The organism is Salipiger sp. CCB-MM3 (assembly GCF_001687105.1).
Classification (GTDB): Bacteria; Pseudomonadota; Alphaproteobacteria; order Rhodobacterales; family Rhodobacteraceae; genus Salipiger.
On record NZ_CP014595.1, the window covers coordinates 2,021,616 to 2,043,740 of the forward strand.

The following is a 22,125-nucleotide window of genomic DNA, read 5'->3' on the forward strand; positions in this document are numbered from 1 at the left end:
GGCGAGCCCCCGGTCACAAGGTTGACTTCGTCTCGAAACTCCCGGCACACATCGCGCATGAAAGCTGCCATTCCTTTTCCGCCCCTGTCCTCCGAGGTTTTTTCGATCTCGGCTTTCGGCATGGAATTCGCCCTGCGCTGGTACGCGCTTGCCTATATCGTGGGCATCATCATCGGCTGGCGGATCGCCGTCGCGGCGGTGAAGCGCGCGCGGCTCTGGCCCGCAGACACGCCGCCGATGAGCCCGGCACAGGTCGAGCAGCTGCTCACATGGGTGATTCTGGGGATCATCCTTGGCGGACGTCTGGGCTTTGTGCTGTTCTACCAGCCCGCCTATTATCTGACCCATCCCGCCGAGATCCTGATGGTCTGGCACGGCGGCATGTCGTTCCACGGCGGCTTCCTTGGTGTGCTGATCGGCTTCCTCGGCTTTTGCCTGAAGAACCGCATCCCGCTTGGCTCGACCGCCGATATGCTGGCGATCTCGGTGCCGCCGGGGCTGTTCCTTGGGCGGCTGGCGAATTTCGTCAACGGCGAGCTTTGGGGGCGGCCCACGGATCTGCCTTGGGCGGTGATCTTTCCGGGCGACGCGGCGCAGGCCTGCGGGCAGGCGGTTGGCGAGCTTTGCGCGCGCCATCCCTCGCAGCTTTACGAGGCGGCGCTGGAAGGCATCTTGCTGGGCGCGCTGCTGCTGTGGCTGGCGCTGCGCAAGGGCGGGCTCAAGACGCCGTGGCAATTGGCGGGCGTGTTCCTTGCGGGCTATGGCGTGGCGCGGTTCCTCGTCGAGTTCGTGCGCCAGCCCGACGCGCAGTTCGTCTCGCCCGGCAACCCGCTGGGGCTGGCGTGGCAGGTGGGCGGCTACGGGCTGACCATGGGCCAGATGCTGTCGCTGCCGATGATCCTTGTGGGCATCGGCCTCATTCTCTGGGCGCGGCGCCGGGCATGAGCGCGCTGCTGCCGCTCCTTCAGGCGCGCATCGCGGCCGAGGGGCCGATGACGGTGGCCGAATACATGACATGGTGCCTGCTGCACCCGCAGCACGGCTATTACACCACCCGCGATCCGCTGGGCGCCAAGGGCGACTTCACCACCGCGCCGGAAATCAGCCAGATGTTCGGCGAGTTGCTGGGGCTCGCGCTGGCGCAAAGCTGGCTCGATCAGGGACGGCCAGCGCGGTTCGTTCTGGCAGAACTGGGGCCGGGCCGCGGCACGCTGATGGCCGATGCGCTGCGCGCCATGCGCGGCGTGCCGGGGCTGCTGGACGCCGCCGAGCTGCATCTGGTGGAGGCCTCTCCGGCCTTGCGCGCCGAGCAGGCCGCGCGGCTTGGGGACCATGCGCCGGTCTGGCACGACAGCCTCGCCGATCTGCCTGAGGCGCCACTTTTCCTGATCGCCAATGAGTTCTTCGACGCGCTGCCGGTGCGCCAGTTCCTGCGCGACGGAAACGGCTGGCGCGAGCGCGTGGTCGGCTGGCACGAGGGCGCGCTGTCCTTCGGTCTGACCGATATCGCCCCGCAGGCGGCGCTGGAGCACCGGCTTGCGGGCACGCAACAGGGCGATCTGGTCGAGACCTGCGCACCGGCCGCGGCGCTCACACAGGAGATCGGCAGGCGCATCGCCGCGCATGGCGGCGCCGCGCTGCTGGTGGACTACGGCAGCTGGGGCAGCCTAGGCGATACGTTGCAGGCGGTGCGCGCGCATCAAAAGACCGGTCCGCTCGACACGCCGGGGGATGCCGATCTCACCGCGCATGTGGACTTCTGCGCATTGGCTGCGGCGGCGGCCCCGGCACAGGTGTCGTGGCTGACGGCTCAGGGCGTGTTTCTGGAGCGGCTGGGCATCACCGAGCGGGCCCGCGCGCTGGCCGCCGGGCTGACCGGCGCGGCACTCGACACGCACATCCGTGCACATCGCCGGTTGACGCACCCCGACGAAATGGGAAGTTTGTTCAAGGTGCTGGGGCTCTACGGTCCGGGCACAGCTACCCCGCCCGGATTGGACGCATGACGCTGGAAATAATCACCGCAGACACGCTCTCCCCGCTTCGGCATGGCTTCTTCACCCGCAAGGGCGGCGCGTCCTCGGGCGTTTTTGCCGGGCTCAACTGCGGGCCGGGGTCTTCTGACCAACGCGAGATCGTCTCGATCAACCGCACCCGCGTGGCGCAGGCCATGGAGGTGCCGCTGGAGGCGCTTATCACCGTCAGCCAAGTGCATTCGCCGCGCGTGGTCACGGTGACTGGCCCACTTTCCGAGCCGCGCCCCGAGGCCGACGCGCTCGTCACGCGCGAGCCGGGGCTGGCGCTCTCGGTGCTGACCGCAGACTGCCAGCCGGTGCTTTTCGCCGATGTGGAGGCCGGGGTCATCGGTGCGGCCCATGCGGGCTGGCGCGGGGCGCAGGGCGGCGTCCTCGAAGAGACGGTGGATGCGATGATCGCGCTCGGTGCCAGCCGCGACGGGATTCGCGCGGTGATCGGTCCGACCATCAGCCAGCGCGCCTATGAAGTCGGCCCGGAATTCTTTGAGGAGTTTCTGGCCGAGCATCAGGGCAACGCCCGCTTCTTCGCGGGCGGCGAGGGCGATCGCATGCAGTTCGACCTTCCGGCTTACGGCCTGCACCGCCTGCGCGCGGCAGGGGTCGAGGCGGAGTGGACCCGGCATTGCACCTATTCCGATCCCGAGCGCTTCTATTCGTTCCGCCGCACCACGCATCAGCGCGAAGCGGATTACGGACGTCTGATCTCGGCCATCCGCCTCTGAAGCAGGCTCAGCCGCAGCGTGATTTCGGCTGGAACCTTTCAGTTTCCGGGCATTGATTCGAAATTCTCTGTACCAAAATGTGGCGGGCTGGTTCCTCATCTCGCGACAATCTCTGCAGGTCGCGGGTATTGGGGTTCAGCTTCCCGACAAAACCTTGCCAATTTTGACACAAATGCCAGATTGAGGCCTGTTCAAGGCCAAGTCGGTTAAACGTCCGTCTGTCGTTGTTGGTGGGGGCCAACACGGATGTGACAGCCTCTCAAGGGATGTTCACATGACCAGTATTCATCACGCGGTACGAGGCCGCGACGATGCGTTTTCGCAATCCATTCCTCGCGATCCGGTATCTCTCCGGAGTGGGCGACCTCGGCGCGCAACTTCTCTCATGCGCAAATACGAGGTCGCCGCACTGCTGCCGGATCTGTCGCTGGCGATGAAGCAGCAGATCGCCCCGGCGATCCCTCTGTTCGAAGAGGCCTGCTCGGCATTCGCCCGCGGCACCCTGATTCAGACGGCGCGTGGCCCGATCGCCATCGAAGACCTTCTGCCCGGCGATTACATCGAAACCAGCCGCGGCGTGCAGTCGGTGACATGGATCGGATCGACCACCTATGTGCCCGGCGTGCGCAGCGAGCGCAGCGCGCTCGACACGCTGACCCGCGTGACCGCAGAGGCCTATGGCGTGGGGCGGCCCGGCTCTGACCTGCTGCTCGGCCCGGCGGCGCGCATGGTGGTCAAAAATGCCAAGCTGCGCAGCCTGCTGGGCAAGGACAGCGTGATGGTGCCGGTCTCGGATGAGGCCGACTGGGACCGCATCGTGCCGGTCACCCCGGGCGGGGCGGTGCAGCTTTATCACCTGATGGTGCAGCGCCATGCGACGATCCGCGTCGGCGGCATCGAGATGGAGACCTATCATCCGGGCACGGCGCTGTCGGCGCTCAGCAGCGAGAACATGCGCGCCCTGTTCCTGTCGATGTTCGAGAACATCGAAGGTCTGCAGGACTTTGGCGAGCTGTCGATGATGCGCTCGACCCGTGAAGCGCTGGATCAGCTCATCGAGCTGTGACGCCGCGCTGCCGGTCCGCCGATTAGGCGGTCCGGCTCAGCCGCTCTTCGAGCACGTCGAAGGGCACGCCCGGCTCATCCTTGGCGCAGCGGATGACCAGCGAGGTCTTCACCGAACCCACATTCGGAGCGGTCAGCAGATCCTCGGTCAGGAAGGCCTGAAAGGTCGAAAGATCGGGCGCCACGCATTTGAGGATGAAGTCCACCTCGCCATTGAGCATGTGGCACTCGCGCACCAGCGGCCAGTTGCGGCAGCGATCCTCGAAGGCGCGCAGATCGGCCTCGGCCTGACTTTGCAGCCCGACGCTGGCAAAGACCTGCACTTCGAAGCCCAGTTCGCGGGAATCAACCTCGGCGTGGTAGCCCTTGATGAAGCCCTGCTCCTCGAGCGTGCGCACACGGCGCAGGCAGGGCGGGGCGGAGATGCCCACGCGGCGGGCAAGTTCGACATTGGTCATGCGGCCATCGGCCTGCAGTTCTGCCAGAATCTTCCGGTCGATGGGGTCGAGCCTGTGGGCGGGCATGCGTCTTCCTTGAAGCTTTTCGCGAATATTATAGCAACCAGATATCCAGCGCAATAATCTTTCATATTCTTGAAAGATTCTTAACGGTGCGGAAATCGGTTGGGGATCCAGTCGGCACGGGGTTTGCGTCGCCGCCGCGCGTGGCTATATGCACTTCGCAAAGCAAATGCCATAGCTCGCGAGAGGCACGACATGTCCGACACCCGCCACACACGGCTTCTGATCATCGGCTCCGGTCCGGCCGGTTACACCGCAGGCGTCTACGCGGCGCGGGCGATGCTCTCGCCGCTGCTGCTGCAGGGGCTTGAACCCGGCGGCCAGTTGACCACCACCACCGAGGTTGAGAACTGGCCCGGCGAGACCGAGATTCAAGGCCCCGAACTGATGGTGAAGATGGAAGCGCATGCGCGCGCCATGGGCTGCGAGATCGAGGGCGACATTATCTCGAAGCTCGAACTCGACAAGCGGCCCTTCGTGGCGCATGGCGACAGTGGCACCACCTACACCGCCGACGCGGTGATCCTCGCCACCGGGGCCCGCGCCAAATGGCTGGGCCTGCCCACCGAGGAAGAGTTCAAGGGCTTCGGCGTTTCGGCCTGTGCCACCTGTGACGGTTTCTTCTACCGCGGGCAGGAGATCGTGGTGATCGGCGGCGGCAACACTGCCGTGGAAGAGGCGCTGTTCCTGACCAACTTCGCCTCCAAGGTGACGCTGGTTCACCGTCGCGATACGCTGCGCGCCGAGAAGATCCTGCAAGAGCGCCTTTTCGCGCACCCCAAGATCGAAACGCTCTGGCACCACCAGCTCGAAGAGGTGGTCGGCGACGACATGCCCAAGGGCGTGACCGGCGTGAAGGTGAAAGACGTGCGGAACGGCGAGATCACCGAGATCCCGGCGAAGGGCGTCTTTGTCGCCATTGGCCACGCGCCCGCGTCGGAACTGGTGAAAGACCAGCTCGAGACCCACATGGGCGGCTATGTGGTGACCAAGCCGGGCACCACCGAAACCTCGATCCCCGGTGTCTTTGCTGCGGGCGATCTGACCGACCATAAGTACCGCCAGGCCGTGACCTCGGCGGGCATGGGCTGCATGGCTGCGCTGGAAGCAGAGCGTTGGCTGGCAGAGCAGGGCCTCGAGGCGGGCAAGGACACCACCGAGCCGCTCGGCCATGGCGCGCCGCAGGGCGAAGCGGCGGCTGCGACCGGCAACTGAGCCGAGACAGCGCCGCTGGTGAGCCCGGCGGCGGCATGAATGACTGAGACCCGAAGCCCTCGGATATAGGGCTTCGGGTTTTTTGTACTTAAGATTTACGATTTCTTAATCATGTGAACGCCTTATGGGCGATCCGTGCGGGATGCGATCTCGCAGGGATTGTTTCGCGTAGCCCTGTGTAAGGCGTGCAAATGTTGAGATTGTTTTGTGTTCGGCTCGCTGCTTTTGCGGCGTTGCTTGTCGGCCCGTCCATCGCTTCGGCGGTCACTGTGGCGCCTGATGGTAGCTCGTCCTACCTCTTCGCGTGGTACGGGACGGGCGACACCATTGACCTGATCCTGCCGGGCGGCGGCGACAGTTGGTCGCTGCTGCTTTCCGATCCCAGCGAAGTGACGATCTCGGTGCGCGACAAGCTGTGGCCCAACGCCAGCTTTGGCCTGACCGGCACCGGAGGTGCGGTGCTGGACTGGACCTATACGTCCGACATCGGCCCGTTTCACGGCGTCTACGAGGCGGATCTGGACCCGGGAGCGTATGAGTTCAGCCTGACCGTGGACCCGCTCAGCGTCTGGGCGGGGCTGGGCTCTGCGCAGTTCACCGTCTCGGCGCAGATGCCGTCGCCGGTGCCATTGCCGCCCGCGCTGCCGGTTTTTGCCGGGCTGCTTCTTGGCGGGGGCGTTCTGCTGCGCCGCCGCGGCGCATCTGCAAGGCGCTGAGCGCTGGTCAGGCAGGCCCGCACTGCGCCTGCCGCAGAGGCAGCTTCGGCTCTGGCGCCGCATTAACGCGCGCCAACTTCAAGCGAGAGTTGAAATTTTTGCGGGCAGGGCTTTCACTAAGGTCATTGCCCGTACCGGCATCCGTTTGCCATTATTGATACAAGAGATTTTTACATGACCATGTCCAAAAACCTCGCTCCTATTCCGGAGCTCTATGTCTCTTACGACAGCGCGCAGAAGATGAAATTCGAGGCGGCGGAGCTTGTCAGCCTCGATCTGAGCCCCCGGCAAATCTGCGACCTCGAACTTCTGATGAACGGCGGCTTCTACCCGCTCAAGGGGTTTTTGGGGGAGGAGGACTACGATGGTGTGGTCGAGAACATGCGGCTTGCCGATGGGGCGCTCTGGCCGATGCCGATCACCCTCGATGTGAAGGCGGCGTTCGCCGACAGTATCGAACTGGACCAAGATATCGCGCTGCGCGACCAAGAGGGGGTGATCCTTGCCACCATGACCGTCACCGACAAATGGGTGCCGGACAAGGCCAAGGAAGCGCAGATGGTCTTTGGGGCCGACGATGACGCGCATCCGGCGGTGAACTACCTGCACAATTCGGCGGGGGAGGTCTATCTTGGCGGGCCGATCACCGGCATCCAGCAGCCCGTGCACTATGATTTCCGCGCCCGGCGCGACACGCCGAACGAGTTGCGCGCCTATTTCCGCAAGCTCGGCTGGCGCAAGGTGGTGGCGTTTCAGACCCGCAACCCGCTGCACCGCGCGCATCAGGAACTGACCTTCCGTGCTGCGCGCGAGTCCGAAGCGAACCTTCTGCTGCACCCGGTCGTCGGCATGACGAAGCCCGGCGATGTCGACCATTTTACCCGTGTGCGCTGTTATGAGGCGGTGCTCGACAAATACCCCGCTTCCACCACCACCATGTCGTTGCTGCCGCTGGCCATGCGTATGGCGGGCCCGCGCGAGGCGCTTTGGCACGGGCTCATCCGCAAGAACCATGGCTGTACGCATTTCATCGTCGGGCGCGATCACGCGGGGCCGGGCAAGAACAGCGCCGGAGAGGACTTCTATGGGCCCTATGAGGCGCAGGACCTGTTCAAAGAGCATGAGGCGGAGATGGGCATCGAAATGGTGCCGTTCAAACACATGGTCTACGTGCAGGAGCGCGCGCAATACGAGCCTAACGACGAGATCGCCGACAAGGAGACGGTGACCATCCTCAACATCTCGGGCACCGAACTGCGGCGGCGGTTGTCTGAAGGTCTGGAGATCCCCGATTGGTTCTCCTTCCCCGAGGTGGTCTCGGAGCTGCGCAAGACCAAGCCGCCACGCTCGAAACAGGGGTTCACGGTGTTTTTCACCGGCTTCTCCGGCTCGGGCAAATCGACCATCGCCAACGCGCTGATGACCAAGCTGATGGAGATGGGCGGCCGCCCGGTCACGCTGCTTGATGGGGACATCGTGCGCAAGAACCTCAGCTCCGAGTTGGGTTTCTCGAAAGAGCACCGCGATCTCAACATCCTGCGCATCGGCTATGTCGCCTCGGAGATCACCAAGAACGGCGGCATCGCGATCTGCGCTCCGATCGCCCCCTATGCCACCACCCGGCGCAAGGTCCGCGAGGGGATCGAGGAATATGGTGCCTTCGTCGAAGTGCATGTGGCGACCGCGCTCGAAGAATGCGAGCGGCGCGACCGCAAGGGGCTCTACAAAATGGCGCGTGAGGGCAAGATCAAGGAATTCACCGGCATCTCCGACCCCTATGACGTGCCCGCGAACCCCGAGTTGCGGGTCGAGACCGAAGGCACGGATGTCGACAATTGCGCCCATCAGGTCGTGCTGAAACTTGAGGCAATGGGGCTGATCGCCGGGCACTGAAGCGGGCGTCGCGCCGCGCAGATGGCCTCAAAAGTCGCGGGCGTGCCCCGCGAGTGCGGTAACGCTGCGTCTCTCTCGTAGATTTGAGGAGCTCCGCGCCAGCAGGGGTTTGATGCGGTGTGGCAGGGCGATTATTTCGGATCCAACCACCAGAATCGAAGACCTCGCCCCGGCGCCCCACACAGGCGTTCGGATCAGAAACGTCACCCGGAACCATGTCGCCCGGAAGTCTGCCGCCGGAGACCGCCATGAAGACCGCCTCGATCCTGCGCGCGCTGGCGCTGCTGCTGATCTGCCTGCTCCCGGCGCTGCCGGTGCGGGCGGAGGATGCGTTGCGCTCTGCCTACCGCAGCGGCGTGTCGACCACGCTGAATGCCTCGGTCGGGGCGTTCAACAGCGTGCTGGGCCATGCGACCACGGGCTACGGTCAGGTGCGGTTGACCGACAAGGGATTCTTTCTGGCGACGCCTGCCAGCAGCCGCGCCCCGCGCATGTGGTGGGCGTTCGAGGCGCGTGAGTATCACGGCGATACCAGAGGGCGGAAATTCGACATGCTGCTGGGGTTCGAAAAGCCGCTGGGGGTGCGCACCCGGCTGGGCTTTGCCACCGGCTACGGCGTGGCAGAACTTGATACCGGGCGGGAGATACGCTCGCGCACGCTCAGCTTCGCGCCCTATCTGCAGACCAAGCTGAATGACAATCTGGGGTTCAAGGCATGGGCGGCGCTGGCTCGGCCCGACTACCGGCTCGGCAGCACGCCGCGGGCGGCGTGGCGGACGGCGGCGGGGCTGGATGCCAACGGGGCCTACAAGCTGCGCAAGCTCGATCTGTCGGGCACTGCGGGGCTGTCACTGTCGCGGCAGGCCAGCAGCGGGGTCGGAGATGTCTCGGGCTGGCAGATCGGCAAGCTCACCGCGACATTGCGCACCCGCGCGACGCTCCGGCTGGAGCGGAACTTCCGCCCCTATTTCGAACTGGGCTACAGCTATGGCGCGTGGGTGGATGACGGCAGTTCCGGCGACTACGAGACGCCCAGCCTGAAAACGGGTCTCAGCTGGACCCACAAGAAGCGCAGCTTCACGCTCAACCTCAATGGCACGCAGGTGTTCGATCCGGTGCAGCCGCTGGTGCTGAGCACCAATTACAGCATCCGTTTCTGAGGGTCGTGGCCTAAAGGTGTATCTCGCCCGAGATGAGCACATGCGCCTGTCCGGCCACGCGCACGCCGGTGATGGCGTCGGGCGGGCCAAGCACCTCGACCTGCGCCTGACCGGGCCGCCCCATGCCATGGCCCTGCTCGGCGATAAAGCGCGGCGCGTCGATGAGCCCCTTGGACCAGAGGTAGCACGCCATGGCGCCGGTGGCCGAGCCGGTGAACGGGTCTTCGGGCGGGCTTGGCGGAGCGAGCAGCAGGCGCGAGAAGGTATCGCCCGCCTCGGTGGCGCCCTCCAAGGTGACAAGGAAGGGCTCGGCAAGGTCCATGCGCCCGCCGGTGGCCTGCGCCAGCCTTGCAAGCGCCTCCGTGTCGAGGCGCGCCCGCTCCAGCGCGTCGCGGTCCTTCAGCACGGTGATGCAGAAGGGCAGCCCGGTGGAGACCACCTGCGGCTGCCCGAGGATATCCGACGGGGACAGCGAGACCGCGTCGGCCACCAGCGCCTTGTCGGGGCTGGCCCCGAAGGTGGGCGCGATCTGGGTCATCACGATGCGGGGAGGGGAGACCAAGCGGTCGATCTCGATCGGGATCACCCCGGCAAGCGTCTCCAGCGTCAGACGATCGCCGCTCACCAGCCCACGATGCAGCAGCGCGGCGACGGTGGCCACGGTGGGATGTCCGGCGAAGGGAATCTCGCCGCTGGCGAGGAAGTAGCGCACCCGCACATCGGCCACATCCGAGGGGCCGGTGAAGGTGCATTCGACCAGCGAGGTCTCGCGCACCACGCGCTTGCAGGTCTCGTCGTCCAGCGCCGCGCCACCATGCAGCACCGCGCAGCCGTTACCGCCGAACGGGCGATCGGTGAAGGCGTCGACCCAGTCCAGCGGCAGCGTGCTCAAGGGCTCATCCAAGCTGAGTGGCCAATTTAATGGACGGTGACGGGGGCGAGGTCATTCTGCCGGGCCAGCGCGAAGGCCATGCCGCGGTCACGGACCAGTGCCAGCCGCTCGCCATCGGCGCGGTGCACCGCATAGAGGCGGGTGGTGTCACCGACCTGTTCCTGCACGTCCTCGGGCAGTTCGCTCACCTCGACGGAGCGGACATAGACGATGCGCTCGGCGTCAAATTCGGGGAAGTCGTACTTCGTGTTCATGGCTCAACCCTTTCTGATATTGATGGTCTGCACCACCGTCTCTGGACGGGACATGGTCAGGTCTACGTGCAGCAGACCGTTCTCCATGACCGCCTCGCCCACCTCGACACCATCGGCCAGCACGAAGCTGCGCTGGAACTGCCGCGCCGCGATGCCGCGGTGCAGGAAGATCCGGTCGGACCCGTCGTCGCGCTGCCGTCCGCGGATCACCAACTGGCGGTCCTCGACGGTGATGGCGAGATCGGCCTCTGAAAACCCGGCCACGGCCAGCGTGATCCGGTAGGAGTGATCCGACGTCTGTTCGATGTTGAAAGGGGGGTAACCTTCGCTCGACTTGGCTGTGCGCTCGAGCAGGCGCTCGAGTTGCTCGAAGCCGAGCATATGCGGATAGGAACCCAGGGTCAGTTTGCTCATGACATGTCCTTGACAGGGAAGCGACCGTCCGCCGGGCCCCGTGAGCGGCAACCCGACACCATGGAATATGGGAAGCCGCGCCGGGCAGCGCAAGACCCTTGCAAGGGCTTTGCGGGCGCGGCAAGTCTTGGTATCGTAATGCTTCCCGTGAGTTCCAAGGATGGACAGCCATGAACGCGCCGCAAGACATCTCGATGAAGACCGAAGAGGTGCTGCGGGTGGAGCTTGAAGTCTTCCGCCACGAGCACCGCGACCTCGACGAGGCGATCCGCGCCCTGCAGGAGCGCGGCACAGCCGACCAGCTGACGCTGCAGCGGCTGAAGAAGAAGAAGCTCTTCCTCAAGGACAAGATCGCGATGATCGAGGACCGGCTGACGCCCGATATCATCGCCTGAGGCCTCTGGCCGAGGCAGATGGGCGGCGAGGCAGGATGGGGGCGCTGCCCCCGCCGCGCTGCGCGCTGCTCCCCCGGGATATTTTCGCCAAGAGGAAGGACTTGCCGGGAGGCGGGCCGTTGCACCCTTTTCGGGGCGCGCGTATCACTTGCGCGAACGTCGACAGGAGGATCGGATGACGGACGGTGAACTGGCGCAGCGCGGGCTCGTGCTGCTGGGCTGTGGCAAGATGGGATCGGCCATGCTGGAGGGCTGGCTGAAGCGCGGTCTGCCGGCGGGCTCGGTCTGGGTCAACGATCCGCGCCCCTCGGACTGGCTGCAGGCGCAGGGCGTGCATATCAACGAAGACCTGCCCGAAAGCCCGGCGATTGTGCTGGTGGCGGTCAAGCCGCAGATGATGGCCGATGCGCTGCCGGTACTGGCCAAGCTGGGCAACGGCTCGACGGTGTTCCTGTCGGTCGCCGCGGGCGTCACCATTGCCACCTACGAGACGATGCTGGGCGAGAAGACGCCGGTGATCCGCGCCATGCCTAACACGCCCGCTGCGGTGGGGCAGGGCATCACCGCGCTCGCCGGCAACACCAACGCCAGCGAGGCGAATATGGCCATGGCCGAAGAGCTGCTTTCGGCGGTGGGTGAGGTCGTGCGTCTCGAAGGCGAGGGCCAGATGGACGCGGTGACCGGCGTCAGCGGCTCGGGCCCGGCCTATGTGTTCCACATGATCGAATGCCTTGCGAAGGCGGGGGAGGCCGAGGGGCTGGCGCCCGAGCTGGCCATGCAGCTGGCCAAGGCCACGGTGGCGGGTGCCGGTGCGCTGGCGATGCAGGCCGACGACGATCCGGCACAGCTGCGCAAGAACGTCACCTCGCCCAATGGCACCACGCAGGCCGGGCTCGAGGTGCTGATGGACGAGCAGAAGGGCCTTCCGCCGCTGATCCGCGCCACGGTCGGCGCAGCGGTGCGCCGCTCGGAAGAACTGGCCAATGGCTGAGATCAGTTACGACGACTTTCTCAAGGTCGACATCCGCGCGGGCAAAGTTGTCCGCGCGGAACCCTTCCCCGAGGCGCGCAAGCCTGCGATCAAGCTCTGGATCGATTTCGGCCCGGAGATCGGCGAGAAGAAAAGCTCGGCGCAGATCACCGTGCATTACGCGCCCGAGGACCTGCTGGGCAAAGAGGTGATGGCGGTGGTGAATTTCCCGCCACGTCAGATCGGCCCCTTCATGTCGGAAGTTCTCGTTCTAGGTTTCTCCGACGAGGCGGGCGCGGTGGTGCTTGCCACCCCTGACAAGAGTGTACCGCTGGGAGGACGCCTGCATTGACCAAGATCCTGATCGCCCGAAACCTGCCCGACAGCGTTGTTGCCGAGGCCCGCGACAGCTTTGACGTGACCTACCGCGACCGGCCCGATCCGATGAGCCGTGACGAGTTGCTGGCCTCGCTGGCGGACTACGACGGCGTGCTGATGACGCTCGGCGACCAGTATAACGCCGAAGTCTTCGCCGCCGCCGGTGTGCCGCGCGCAAAGATCCTCGCCAACTTCGGCGTGGGCTTCAATCACATCGACGTGGAGGTGGCGCGCAACGCCGGGGTCACGGTGACCAACACTCCGGGCGCGGTGACCGACGCCACCGCCGATATCGCCATGACGCTGATGCTTATGTCCTGCCGCCGCGCCGCCGAGGGCGAACGCATGGTGCGCATGGGCAGCTGGCAGGGCTGGCACCCGGTGCAGATGCTGGGGCTGCATATGACCGGCAAGACCGTCGGCATCCTCGGCATGGGGCGCATCGGTCAGGCCATCGCGCGGCGCTGCCATTTCGGCTTCGGCATGCCGGTGGCCTATATGAGCCGGTCCGAGAAGAGCCTCGCCCATCCGGCGACGCGCTACGAGACGCCCGAGGAGCTGGCGGCCAATGTCGACATCCTCGTCACCGCTCTGCCGGGCGGCGCGGCGACGCGGCACACGGTGAATGCCGACGTTCTGGCGGCGATGAAGCCGCATGCGCATTTCATCAACATCTCGCGCGGCGACGTGGTCGATGAGGCGGCGCTGATCGCGGCGCTGGAGGCAGGCCAGATCGGCGGCGCGGGGCTCGACGTCTACGAGCATGAACCGCAGGTGCCCGAGGCGCTGCGCCTGCTCGACAACACGGTGCTGCTGCCGCATCTGGGCACGGCGGCGCTGGAAGTGCGCGAGGAGATGGGCCGTATGGCGGTGGCCAACCTGCGTGCTTTCTTCGCGGGCGAAGCGGTGCCGAACCCGGTCTGAGCCAGTCTTCAGCTCTCCGTCTTCAGCTCTCTGCGGGCGCGCGGCGCCCGCGGAACTCAGCCCTGCGCGGCGTGGTCGCCCATCGCGTCGCGCCAGTGCTTGCGGCACAGCGAGACGTAGGATTCATTGCCGCCGATCTGCACCTGCGCGCCGTCGGTCAGCACATTGCCGTCACCATCCTGCCGCACCACCATCGTCGCCTTGCGCCCGCAATGGCAGATGGTGCGCACCTCGCGCAGCGTATCGGCCAGCGCCAGCAGCGCCGCCGAGCCCGGAAACAGCTTGCCGCGGAAATCCACCCGCAGGCCATAGGCCATCACCGGCAGCTTCAGGTCGTCGACCACTCGCGCCAATTGCCAGACCTGCTCTTCGGTGAGGAACTGCGCCTCGTCGATGAAGATGCAGGCCAGCGGCGTCGCCTCTCGTGCGGCGGCGATCATCGCAAAAAGATCGTCCTCGGCGGCGAAGGTCTCGGCCTCTTGTCCCAGCCCGATGCGCGAGCCGATGCGGCCCTGCCCGGCGCGCGTGTCGAGCTTTGCGGTCAGAAGGAAGACCTCCATGCCGCGTTCGCGATAGTTGTGCGCCGCTTGCAGAAGCAGGGTCGATTTGCCGGCGTTCATGGTCGAATAGTGAAAATGCAGCTTGGCCATGCGCGCTGTCCTGCCGCAGCCGCGCGCGCTTCGCAAGCCTGACCACGCGCGCCGGAGCGGAAGTGTTGCGCGAAAAATTTGCCAAACCGAGGGTCTTGTCCGAAGATGGGGGTCCTGTTGCCGGGGTCATGATCGGGAGGTTGAGTGATGTGGCATGCGGGAGAGGGCCCCGCACCGCGGCGGCCCATGCTGGAGGCTGAGCGGCATGTCCCGGACCTGCTGCAATGGTTCCTGACCGAACTGGAGATGACCGAGACGACCGAACAGGTCTGGCAGCTGATCGTCCGGCTTGGCCGGACCCTCGATCTGCCCTTCGTCGATCTGATCACCTCTAGCCTGCAGAGCGCGTGCCGCCGCCCGCTCTTTGTCCGAAGCTCGCATGACACCGGCTGGCTCGAGGCCTTTGGCAGCGATGTGGAGATCGGCCGCTGGTCCTATCTGCGCGGTCACGCCGCCGCGCATCTGACGCCGATCACCATTGGGCTGGAGTTCCTTTCGGAATACCGCGTTCTGCCCGAGCGCAGGATTGAGGTGCTGCGCGAGGCGGCGCGGCGCCGGATGCGGGCGGGCGTAGCCTTTCCGCTGCGCCAGGGCACGCCGCCGCGCGCCGGGATGCTCAGCTTTGCGGGGGATCATTCGCGGCGCGAGATGCTGGCGATCCTTCACGCCCATGGCTGGACGCTCAGCACCGCCGCGTTGCTGGGCCACCAGAGGTTCGCGGCCTGCTTTGCCCGCGAGTTTCCGCTGCGCCGACAGGTCACCGAAAAGCAGATGGAATTGCTGGGGCTGATCGGATCGGGTCTGCACGACAAGGACATCGCGGGGGTGCTCGAGATATCTGTCTCGGCGGTGCGGCAGCGGCTGCAGGCGCTCTGCGCGCGCACCGGCATGACATCGCGTGCAGAGCTTGCAGCGCTGGCGATGTCGCTTGGCGTGCTGCCCGACCCGCTGCAGCCGGGCCTCGACCCCTCGGGGCCAGAAGCGGCGCGCTGCGTCTTCTAGCGCTCTGGTCGTGGCTCAGCCACGGCCGAGCGGGAGCGCCAAAATAAATGCTCCCGGAAGACCGGGAGCATCGCGCCGTGATGAAATCCAAAAGCAAAATCAACTGTCTCCGAAGAGATAAAGGGTGATCACGCAGGGATGCGGTCGCAAGCCGACCGAAATTGTCGCCGCCTCCCGGCGCGGCCAGTGCCGCTGGAACCAGAAAATCTCCGAGCCCCTCCTCCATTGGCCCAATGACAGAAGGATAGCACGGCTGATGCGCGCAACGGATTGCGCTGGCGCAATAAAACGGGCCCCAAAGGGGCCCGGCGCTGGCGCGATTTGTGTCAGAACCTGTCAAAAGTGCCAGTTTGCCGCGGGCATTGCCGCGGCCTGCTGGCGGGATGGGCTCAGTTCGATTCGATCAAACGGCCCCAGAGATCGTATTCGCCCGCTTCATCCACCTCGACGGTGACCATGTCGCCGGGCTTGAGGTGTTCGAAGCCCTCGTCGATGAACAGGTTGCCGTCGATCTCCGGCGCATCGGCCTTGGTGCGGCAGGTGGCGGCATCCTCGTCGACCTCATCCACCAGAACCTGCAGGGTCTGACCGACCTTGGCTTCGAGCTTGGCCTCAGAGATCGCCTGCGCCTTCTCCATGAAGCGCTCCCAGCGGTCCTGCTTGACCTCCTCGGGCACATGGTCCGGCAGCGCGTTCGAGCGCGCACCCTCGACGTTCTCGTATTTGAAGCAGCCAACCCGGTCGAGCTGCGCCTCGTCCATCCAATCGAGCAGCGTCTGGAACTCGTCTTCGGTCTCGCCGGGGTAGCCGACGATGAAGGTCGAGCGCAGGGTGATGTCCGGGCAATCGGCGCGCCAGGCGGCGATCTCGTCGAGCGTGCGCGCGGCGGCGGCGGGGCGCGCCATGCGCTTCAGCGTGTCGGGGTGGGCATGCTGGAACGGGATGTCGAGATAGGGCAGCACCAGCCCCTCGGCCATCGCTGGGATAAGCTCACGCACGTGCGGGTAGGGATAGACGTAATGCATCCGCACCCATGCGCCGAACTGTCCCAGCTCACGCGCCAGCGACAGGATCGGGAATTTCTCGTCGCGGTCCTTCCAGTCGGTGCCATAGGCCGAGGTGTCCTGACTGATCACCAGCAGTTCCTTCACCCCCGCCTCGACCAGCTTTTCGGCCTCGCGCAGCACCGCGCGCTGCGGGCGCGAGGTCAGCAGGCCGCGCATGTCGGGGATGATGCAGAACTTGCACTTGTGGTTACAGCCTTCCGAGATCTTCAGATAGCTGTAGTGGCGCGGCGTGAGCTTCACGCCCGAGCCGGGCAGCAGATCGACAAAAGGATCGGGGGAGGGCGGCACGGCGCCATGCACCGCGTCGAGCACCTGCTCGTATTGATGCGGGCCGGTGACCGCCAGAACCTTGGGATGGGCGCCGGTGATATACTCGGGCTCGGCACCGAGACAGCCGGTGACGATGACCCGGCCGTTCTCCTTCAGCGCTTCGCCGATCGCCTCGAGGCTCTCGGCCTTGGCGCTGTCGAGAAAGCCGCAGGTGTTCACGATCACCGCATCGGCGCCGGAATAGTCGGGCGAGATGCCATAGCCCTCGGCGCGCAGCCGGGTGAGGATGCGCTCGCTGTCGACCAGCGCCTTGGGGCAGCCAAGCGAGACCATGCCGATGGTCGGCTGGCCATCGCGGCGGGTTTCCGTGACGCGGGCGCGGGCAAGGTCGGGGCGAAGATCGGGCGGATTCTGCATGGGCGGCATATACGCGCTCTCTTGGCTCCGGGAAAGGGCGCTTGGCACCGTGGCGCTTCATTCTGCGGCGCCGCGCGCATGGGGCGGGCGCGCCCTGCGTATTTGGAAAGAGAAGAAGCCATGGAGGGTCCCAGTTCTTCTTCTCTTTTCAAATACGCAAGGGGGGTGAGGCGCGGCAGCGCCGAGGGGGCAGCGCCCCCTTAGGCCGGGTCAGCCATAGAGCCAGAGGATGCCGGCGCAGGCGGCAAGCGCCGCCACGAGGTTCATCGCCAGCCCGATCTTCAGGAAATCGGAGAATCGGTAATTGCCCGCGCCATAGACCAGCGTGTTGGTCTGATAGCCGATTGGCGTGGCGAAACTGGCCGAGGCGCCGAACATCACCGCAGCGGTCAGCGCGCGCGGATCGAGCCCGGTGCTCTGGGCGAGCCCGATGGCAATGGGGGTGAAGACCACGGCGACGGCGTTGTTGGTCACGGTCTCGGTCAGCAGCGAGGCCAGCAGATAGACCGAGAGCAGCGCGAGGAAGGGCGGCATTCCAGAGATCGGCGGCGCCAGCCAGCCAACGAGCAGATCCATCGCGCCGGTGTTCTGCAGGCCCAGCCCGACCACCAGCATGGCGAAGATCAGCACGAGGATCGCGCCATCGACCGCACCCCATGCCTCGTCGGCGTCGATGCAGCGCAGCATGAGAATGGCGGCGACCGCGAGTAGCGAGAGCGTGGCGATCTCCATCACGCCGAAGGCCGCAAGCAGCACGACGGCGGCCAGCGCAGCCAGCACCAGCGGCGCGCGGCCGCGGCGGAAGGCGCGCCCGGTGGGGCGGCTGACGGAGACCAGCTGCGCCTCATCCTCAAGCGTCTGGAACGCCGTGGGCGGGCCTTCGAGCAGCAGCTTGTCGGCGGGACGCAGCCGCACCGAGCCGAGGTCGGGGCCGGGGTTGTGTTCGTGCCGGTGCGCGCCCAGCACCCGCACGCCAAAGCGCCGCCCCAGCGACATGCTGCCCAGGCTGCGGCCAAGGCTCGATTTGCGCGGCGAGACCACCACTTCGACGGTCACAAGCTCGCCCTCTGGGGGCTCGCCGCGGCGCAGACCGATCTTCAGGGCCGGATCGTCATGCAGCGTCAGAAGTTCGGAGGTGGGCGCGCGGAAGATCACCGTGTCGCCCTTCTCGAGCTCTTGCTCCTCAATCGGGGCAGGCAGGGCGCGGCCTTTGCGGCGCAGGCCGATCACCCTGACGCCGCCGCGTTTGAACGGGGCGATCTCGGAGAGCGGCGTGCCGTCGAGGCTGTCGTCGGTGAGCACGGCCTCCGACAGAAACGTTGTCTCGCCGAGCATCTGGTCGGGATCGCTGGCCTGCCGGTTGGGCAGCAGCCACGGGCCGAGCAGGGCCAGAGTGCCGCCGCCCGCCAGCGCCACCAGAAGGCCGATGGGGGTGATCTCGAAGATGCCGAAAGGCTCCAGCCCCTGACCGCGGGCGACGCCGTCGACCAGCAGGTTGGTCGAGGTGCCGATCAGCGTGCAGGTGCCGCCGAGGATGGCCACATAGCTCAGCGGGATCAGCAGCCGGGTCGGCGCCTTGCCGAGCGCCGCGGCGAGCCGGATCACCACCGGGATCAGCACCAGAACGACGGGCGTGTTGTTGACGAAGCCCGAAGCCAGAAGCGTCACCCCAAGGATCACCACCAGCGCCAGCGCAGGCTTTTCCTTGGCTTGGGTGATCACCATGTTGGAGATCGCTTCGAGCACCCCGGTGCGCACCAACGCGCCCGACAGCACGAACATCGCTCCGATGGTCAGCGGGGCGGGGTTCGAGAACACCGAGAGCAGCTCGTCGGTCGAGACGAACCCCAAGGCCACGAAGAGCGCGGCGAGGCCCGCTGCGGGCACTTCGGGTGGGTAGATCTCGAGCATGAACAGCACGAAGAGGCCGACGATCAACGCCAGAGACAGCAGCGCGGCATAGCCCCCGATGAGGGTCTGAAGTTCGGTCATGCGTGTTCACCCATTGCTTGGGCACAACGCTGGAGGTCACGGCAAGGTTGCGCAACCCCCTGCGGAACGGGCGAAAATCGGCGCAGCTTCCGCGCGGGCGGGCAGGGACAACGATGCAGGCATGAAAAAACCGCCCGGGCCGGAGCCGCGGGCGGTTTCAGAATGCTTGGCGATGCGCGGCTCAGCGGCGGCGGTCGCGGCGCGAGGACATCGGCTGGAAGGCCACGCCCACATGCGCCTCGCAATAGGGTTTGCCCTGCTGCACCGGCAGGCCGCAGAACCAGAAGTCCTCGGTTGCCGGATCGCCCACCGGCCATTTGCAGGTGCGCTCGGTCAGGTCCATCAGCGACAGCTTCTTGGCCTTCTTCTCGACCTCGCTGACCTTGGCCAGAGCCTCGGGGCTGATCTCATTGGCCGAGGGCTGCGGCGGCAGCGGCTGGCCGGCCGGCACGATCGGCTTGCGCGACGGGCCGACGGGCGCCGGGCGGGTTTCGGGCACCGGGGCCGCCTCGCGCGCGGCGGGCTCGGGCGCTGCCGCGGGTTCCGGCTTGGGTGCGGGTTTGGCCCTGCTTTCCTTTGCTGCGGGCTTGGCTTCCTTGGCCGGGGCTGCGGGCGCAGCAGGGGCCGACGCGCCGCCAGCAGGGGCGGTGCGGTTCGAGAGGCCCAGCCGGTGCACCTTGCCGATCACCGCATTGCGGGTGACGCCGCCAAGTTCCTTGGCGATCTGGCTGGCCGACTGGCCCTCGGCCCACATCTTCTTGAGAAGCTCGACGCGCTCATCCGTCCAGGACATGTCCGATCCTTGCTTGAGAAAAAGCGGCCCGTGATCAAGGGCCGCCTGAAAATTCCATCAGGGGCCCTATTGTAGTCATCGTATGGCGAGTTACAAGCCGGACCCAAACGGAAAGGAGACCTCATGGACAGCCAAGCCCGCTTTGAGCCCGGCGCCCGGCGTTTCGGCGCGGTGAACTGGCTCGGCCTCGCCACTCTGTGCCGCCGGGAAACCCAAAGATTTCTTGCGGTCTGGACGCAGACGCTGCTGGCGCCACTGGTCACCGCCGGTCTGTTTCTGGTGATCTTCACCATTGCGATAGGTCCGACGCGCGGCGAGGTGATGGGCGTGCCCTTCACCCAGTTCATCGCCCCCGGCATCCTGATGATGACGGTGATCCAAAACGCCTTTGCCAACACCTCCTCGTCGATCGTGATCTCGAAGGTGCAGGGCAACATCGTCGACACGCTGATGCCGCCGCTGGCGCCGTTCGAACTGGTGATCGGCTACCTCGCGGGCGGCATCACGCGCGGGCTGGTGGTGGCCTGCGCCATCCTGCTCGGGCTCTGGGCGACGACCGGGCTGGTGCCCGCGCATCCGCTGATCGTGCTGGGCTTTGTGCTGCTGGGCGGGGCGTTCCTGTCGTCCGTGGGCATCGTTGCGGGGCTGTTCGCCAATAAGTTCGACCAGATGGCGGCGATCACCAATTTCATCGTGACGCCTTTGGCGTTCCTGTCGGGCACGTTCTACTCGCGCGAGGCTTTGCCGCCACTGCTGTACGAGATCACCCAGTTCAACCCGGTGTTCTATCTGATCGACGGCGCCCGCTATGGCGTGCTGGGGGTGTCGGACGCGGACCCGGCGCTGGGGGCCGTGGTCTCGATTGTGGCGACTGCGGTGGTCTGTCTCGGCGCTTGGGGGCTCTTCCGCACCGGCTGGCGGCTCAAGGCCTGAGCGGGCAAGCCCCGGACCGCCCCCGAAAGAAAACGCCGGCCTCTTTGCGGGGGCCGGCGTTTTTCGTTGGGTGCTGCGGGTTCGGATCAGCGGCGCTGGGGAATCACCTGCTGGGCGATGCCCGCGAAGATCAGATAGACCGAGGTGATCACCAGACCCCAATGCGCCCAGCTTCCGGCGTGGAAGTTGGTCCAGGCCGCCCAGCCCGCACAGCCGGTCCAGATCAGCGCCATGGGCAGCGAGAACGGCCGCCAGCGCACGGTGCGCACCGGGTGGATGAACTTCAGCGGCAGGAACATCGCCACCGACAGCACCGCCACCAGCGTCAGGATCACCCAGAAATCCGGCTTCAGCGCAAAGAGCACAAGCACCAGCATGTTCCAGCAGCCGGGAAAGCCTTGGAACGAGTTGTCGGTGGTCTTCATCCGGCTGTCGGCGAAATACATCGCCGAGGCGAAGGTGATGACAATGATCGCGAACCAGCCTGTCCAGCCCGGCAGCAGCCCCGAGTTGAAGAGGGCAAAGGCGGGGATGAACACATAGGTCAGATAGTCGATGATCAGGTCGAGCAGCACGCCGTCGAAGCGCGGTGAGTTGACCTTGACGTCGTATTTGCGGGCCAGCGGGCCGTCGACGCCATCCACGGCGAAAGCGACCACCAGCCACAGGAACATGATCGACCAGTCCTCCTGCGCGGCGGCCAGCATGGCCAGCATGGCAAAAACGGCACCGGTTGCGGTGAGCAGGTGAACGATGAGGGCACGGGCTTGAAGTGTCATGCCGCCCGTCTTGGCGGAAATGAGACCGCCGCGCAATCGTCACGCCTCGTCGGCTGGCGGATCCTTCATTAGCGTGGCCAGCGTGCCCAGGTCCATCCCAAAGCCGCTCTGCAGCTTTTCCCCGGCGCTCTCGCGCATTTCAGCGGTCTTGTTCTGCGAGAGCTTCCACGTGCTGTCGATCTCGTCGATGCGCAGCCGGAACGGCAGGATCATACGCTGCAGCTTGGCCCGGACCTCCGGGTCCATCTTGTCCATGGTCCAAGGGGTCTTGGGGGTAAGGCGGGCCTCGAAGGCGGCGCTCTGCTCGGCCAGCAGCGGGTCGATCTGCGCGTGTGGCAGCGGCTCGAGCGTGCCGGTCAGATGCACCGCCACATAGTTCCACGTCGGCACCTGTCCGGGATCGCCGTACCAGTCGGGCGAGACGTAGCCGTCGGCGCCATTCACCGCGAGCCGTGCGGGAAGGCCGTCGCGGGCGGCGCGGCAGATCGGGTTCGAGCGCACGAGGTGCAGATCGGCATAGCTGGCATCTTCCGACAGCAGGAAGGGCACATGCGACAGCAGCGGCGCGCCCTCGGCGCTGACCGCCAGCGTGCCGAAGGAGCGCGCGCGCACGAGATCGAGACTGCGGGCAAGCTCGGTCCGGCGGAAGGTCGGGTTCGGATGCATG

General features: G+C 66.0%; 24 protein-coding genes. 14 read left to right on the plus strand and 10 right to left on the minus strand.

What is annotated here, in order from left to right; genetic code table 11:
* Positions 1-57 precede the first annotated feature (57 nt).
* The 4 genes from lgt (at position 58) to AYJ57_RS09845 (ending at position 3,824) form a co-directional block, all read left to right on the plus strand.
* The gene (gene lgt, locus AYJ57_RS09830; RefSeq protein ID WP_066104343.1) at positions 58-945 is read left to right on the plus strand and encodes a prolipoprotein diacylglyceryl transferase; all 888 of its coding nucleotides are present in this window, start codon (positions 58-60) and stop codon (positions 943-945) included.
* Positions 942-2,006, plus strand: a complete 1,065-nt coding sequence (locus AYJ57_RS09835; RefSeq protein WP_066104346.1) for a class I SAM-dependent methyltransferase — start codon at positions 942-944, stop codon at positions 2,004-2,006. Before lgt ends, AYJ57_RS09835 begins: the two co-directional genes overlap by 4 nt.
* Positions 2,003-2,758 carry a peptidoglycan editing factor PgeF gene (pgeF, locus tag AYJ57_RS09840; RefSeq protein ID WP_066104348.1) on the plus strand — a complete coding sequence of 252 codons (756 nt, stop codon included), beginning with the start codon at positions 2,003-2,005 and terminating at the stop codon, positions 2,756-2,758. Before AYJ57_RS09835 ends, pgeF begins: the two co-directional genes overlap by 4 nt.
* Positions 2,759-3,143: 385 nt before the next feature.
* Positions 3,144-3,824 carry a Hint domain-containing protein gene (locus AYJ57_RS09845; RefSeq protein WP_066104351.1) on the plus strand — a complete coding sequence of 227 codons (681 nt, stop codon included), beginning with the start codon at positions 3,144-3,146 and terminating at the stop codon, positions 3,822-3,824.
* Positions 3,825-3,846: 22 nt separating this feature from the next.
* On the opposite strand, the gene AYJ57_RS09850 is transcribed toward AYJ57_RS09845, so the two are convergent.
* Positions 3,847-4,347, minus strand: coding sequence for an Lrp/AsnC family transcriptional regulator (locus AYJ57_RS09850; protein WP_066104353.1), 501 nt, complete (start codon positions 4,345-4,347; stop codon positions 3,847-3,849).
* Positions 4,348-4,539: 192 nt separating this feature from the next.
* Between AYJ57_RS09850 and trxB the strand changes: the two genes are divergently transcribed.
* The 4 genes from trxB to AYJ57_RS09870 all read left to right on the plus strand — a co-directional run bounded on the left by trxB (position 4,540) and on the right by AYJ57_RS09870 (position 9,328).
* Complete coding sequence (gene trxB, locus AYJ57_RS09855; RefSeq protein WP_066104356.1) at positions 4,540-5,559, plus strand: thioredoxin-disulfide reductase; 1,020 nt, start codon at positions 4,540-4,542, stop codon at positions 5,557-5,559.
* A 269-nt stretch (positions 5,560-5,828) separates the two neighbouring features.
* The gene (locus tag AYJ57_RS09860; protein ID WP_157374042.1) at positions 5,829-6,275 is read left to right on the plus strand and encodes a hypothetical protein; all 447 of its coding nucleotides are present in this window, start codon (positions 5,829-5,831) and stop codon (positions 6,273-6,275) included.
* Positions 6,276-6,449: 174 nt separating this feature from the next.
* Positions 6,450-8,168, plus strand: coding sequence for a bifunctional sulfate adenylyltransferase/adenylylsulfate kinase (locus AYJ57_RS09865; RefSeq protein WP_066104361.1), 1,719 nt, complete (start codon positions 6,450-6,452; stop codon positions 8,166-8,168).
* A 248-nt stretch (positions 8,169-8,416) separates the two neighbouring features.
* Positions 8,417-9,328 carry an autotransporter domain-containing protein gene (locus AYJ57_RS09870; protein WP_066104363.1) on the plus strand — a complete coding sequence of 304 codons (912 nt, stop codon included), beginning with the start codon at positions 8,417-8,419 and terminating at the stop codon, positions 9,326-9,328.
* A 10-nt stretch (positions 9,329-9,338) separates the two neighbouring features.
* Here the strand turns inward: AYJ57_RS09870 and AYJ57_RS09875 are convergent, their stop codons facing one another.
* Genes AYJ57_RS09875 through AYJ57_RS09885 form a run of 3 tightly spaced genes read right to left on the minus strand, consistent with a single transcriptional unit; the run spans position 9,339 to position 10,888 of the window.
* The gene (locus tag AYJ57_RS09875) at positions 9,339-10,220 is read right to left on the minus strand and encodes a PhzF family phenazine biosynthesis protein (RefSeq protein ID WP_083191203.1); all 882 of its coding nucleotides are present in this window, start codon (positions 10,218-10,220) and stop codon (positions 9,339-9,341) included.
* A gap of 26 nt (positions 10,221-10,246) precedes the next feature.
* Positions 10,247-10,474 carry a DUF1150 family protein gene (locus AYJ57_RS09880; protein ID WP_066104366.1) on the minus strand — a complete coding sequence of 76 codons (228 nt, stop codon included), beginning with the start codon at positions 10,472-10,474 and terminating at the stop codon, positions 10,247-10,249.
* A gap of 3 nt (positions 10,475-10,477) precedes the next feature.
* Positions 10,478-10,888, minus strand: coding sequence for an Hsp20 family protein (locus tag AYJ57_RS09885; RefSeq protein WP_066104369.1), 411 nt, complete (start codon positions 10,886-10,888; stop codon positions 10,478-10,480).
* Between the two features lie 170 nt (positions 10,889-11,058).
* On the opposite strand from AYJ57_RS09885, the gene AYJ57_RS09890 reads away from it, so the two are divergent.
* The 4 genes from AYJ57_RS09890 to AYJ57_RS09905 all read left to right on the plus strand — a co-directional run bounded on the left by AYJ57_RS09890 (position 11,059) and on the right by AYJ57_RS09905 (position 13,555).
* Entirely contained in the window at positions 11,059-11,283 is a 225-nt protein-coding gene (locus AYJ57_RS09890; protein WP_066104372.1) for a YdcH family protein, read from the plus strand.
* 175 nt (positions 11,284-11,458) lie between these two features.
* Positions 11,459-12,274 (plus strand): pyrroline-5-carboxylate reductase, encoded by an 816-nt coding sequence (proC, locus tag AYJ57_RS09895; RefSeq protein WP_066104375.1) that lies wholly within the window; start codon positions 11,459-11,461, stop codon positions 12,272-12,274.
* Entirely contained in the window at positions 12,267-12,605 is a 339-nt protein-coding gene (locus AYJ57_RS09900; RefSeq protein WP_066104378.1) for a tRNA-binding protein, read from the plus strand. The genes proC and AYJ57_RS09900 overlap by 8 nt, the downstream gene beginning before the upstream one ends.
* Positions 12,602-13,555 carry a 2-hydroxyacid dehydrogenase gene (locus AYJ57_RS09905; protein ID WP_066104381.1) on the plus strand — a complete coding sequence of 318 codons (954 nt, stop codon included), beginning with the start codon at positions 12,602-12,604 and terminating at the stop codon, positions 13,553-13,555. The genes AYJ57_RS09900 and AYJ57_RS09905 overlap by 4 nt, the downstream gene beginning before the upstream one ends.
* A gap of 56 nt (positions 13,556-13,611) precedes the next feature.
* On the opposite strand, the gene AYJ57_RS09910 is transcribed toward AYJ57_RS09905, so the two are convergent.
* A complete protein-coding gene (locus AYJ57_RS09910) occupies positions 13,612-14,205 on the minus strand; it encodes a thymidine kinase (protein ID WP_066104384.1) in 594 nt (197 codons plus the stop codon).
* A 147-nt stretch (positions 14,206-14,352) separates the two neighbouring features.
* Between AYJ57_RS09910 and AYJ57_RS09915 the strand changes: the two genes are divergently transcribed.
* Positions 14,353-15,207 (plus strand): helix-turn-helix transcriptional regulator, encoded by an 855-nt coding sequence (locus tag AYJ57_RS09915; protein WP_066104387.1) that lies wholly within the window; start codon positions 14,353-14,355, stop codon positions 15,205-15,207.
* Between the two features lie 389 nt (positions 15,208-15,596).
* On the opposite strand, the gene rimO is transcribed toward AYJ57_RS09915, so the two are convergent.
* From rimO to AYJ57_RS09930, 3 genes are all read right to left on the minus strand, one after another.
* A complete protein-coding gene (rimO, locus tag AYJ57_RS09920) occupies positions 15,597-16,970 on the minus strand; it encodes a 30S ribosomal protein S12 methylthiotransferase RimO (RefSeq protein ID WP_066104390.1) in 1,374 nt (457 codons plus the stop codon).
* 201 nt (positions 16,971-17,171) lie between these two features.
* The gene (locus AYJ57_RS09925; protein ID WP_066104392.1) at positions 17,172-18,953 is read right to left on the minus strand and encodes an SLC13 family permease; all 1,782 of its coding nucleotides are present in this window, start codon (positions 18,951-18,953) and stop codon (positions 17,172-17,174) included.
* A 181-nt stretch (positions 18,954-19,134) separates the two neighbouring features.
* Positions 19,135-19,746: a GcrA family cell cycle regulator gene (locus AYJ57_RS09930; protein WP_066104395.1), complete on the minus strand. Its 612-nt coding sequence runs from the start codon at positions 19,744-19,746 to the stop codon at positions 19,135-19,137.
* Positions 19,747-19,869: 123 nt separating this feature from the next.
* On the opposite strand from AYJ57_RS09930, the gene AYJ57_RS09935 reads away from it, so the two are divergent.
* Complete coding sequence (locus AYJ57_RS09935) at positions 19,870-20,679, plus strand: ABC transporter permease (protein ID WP_066104398.1); 810 nt, start codon at positions 19,870-19,872, stop codon at positions 20,677-20,679.
* Positions 20,680-20,765: 86 nt separating this feature from the next.
* Here AYJ57_RS09935 and AYJ57_RS09940 read toward each other — a convergent pair whose 3' ends face one another.
* Positions 20,766-21,458: a CDP-alcohol phosphatidyltransferase family protein gene (locus AYJ57_RS09940; RefSeq protein ID WP_066106938.1), complete on the minus strand. Its 693-nt coding sequence runs from the start codon at positions 21,456-21,458 to the stop codon at positions 20,766-20,768.
* 39 nt (positions 21,459-21,497) lie between these two features.
* Complete coding sequence (locus AYJ57_RS09945) at positions 21,498-22,124, minus strand: FMN-binding negative transcriptional regulator (protein WP_066104401.1); 627 nt, start codon at positions 22,122-22,124, stop codon at positions 21,498-21,500.
* Position 22,125 lies beyond the last annotated feature (1 nt).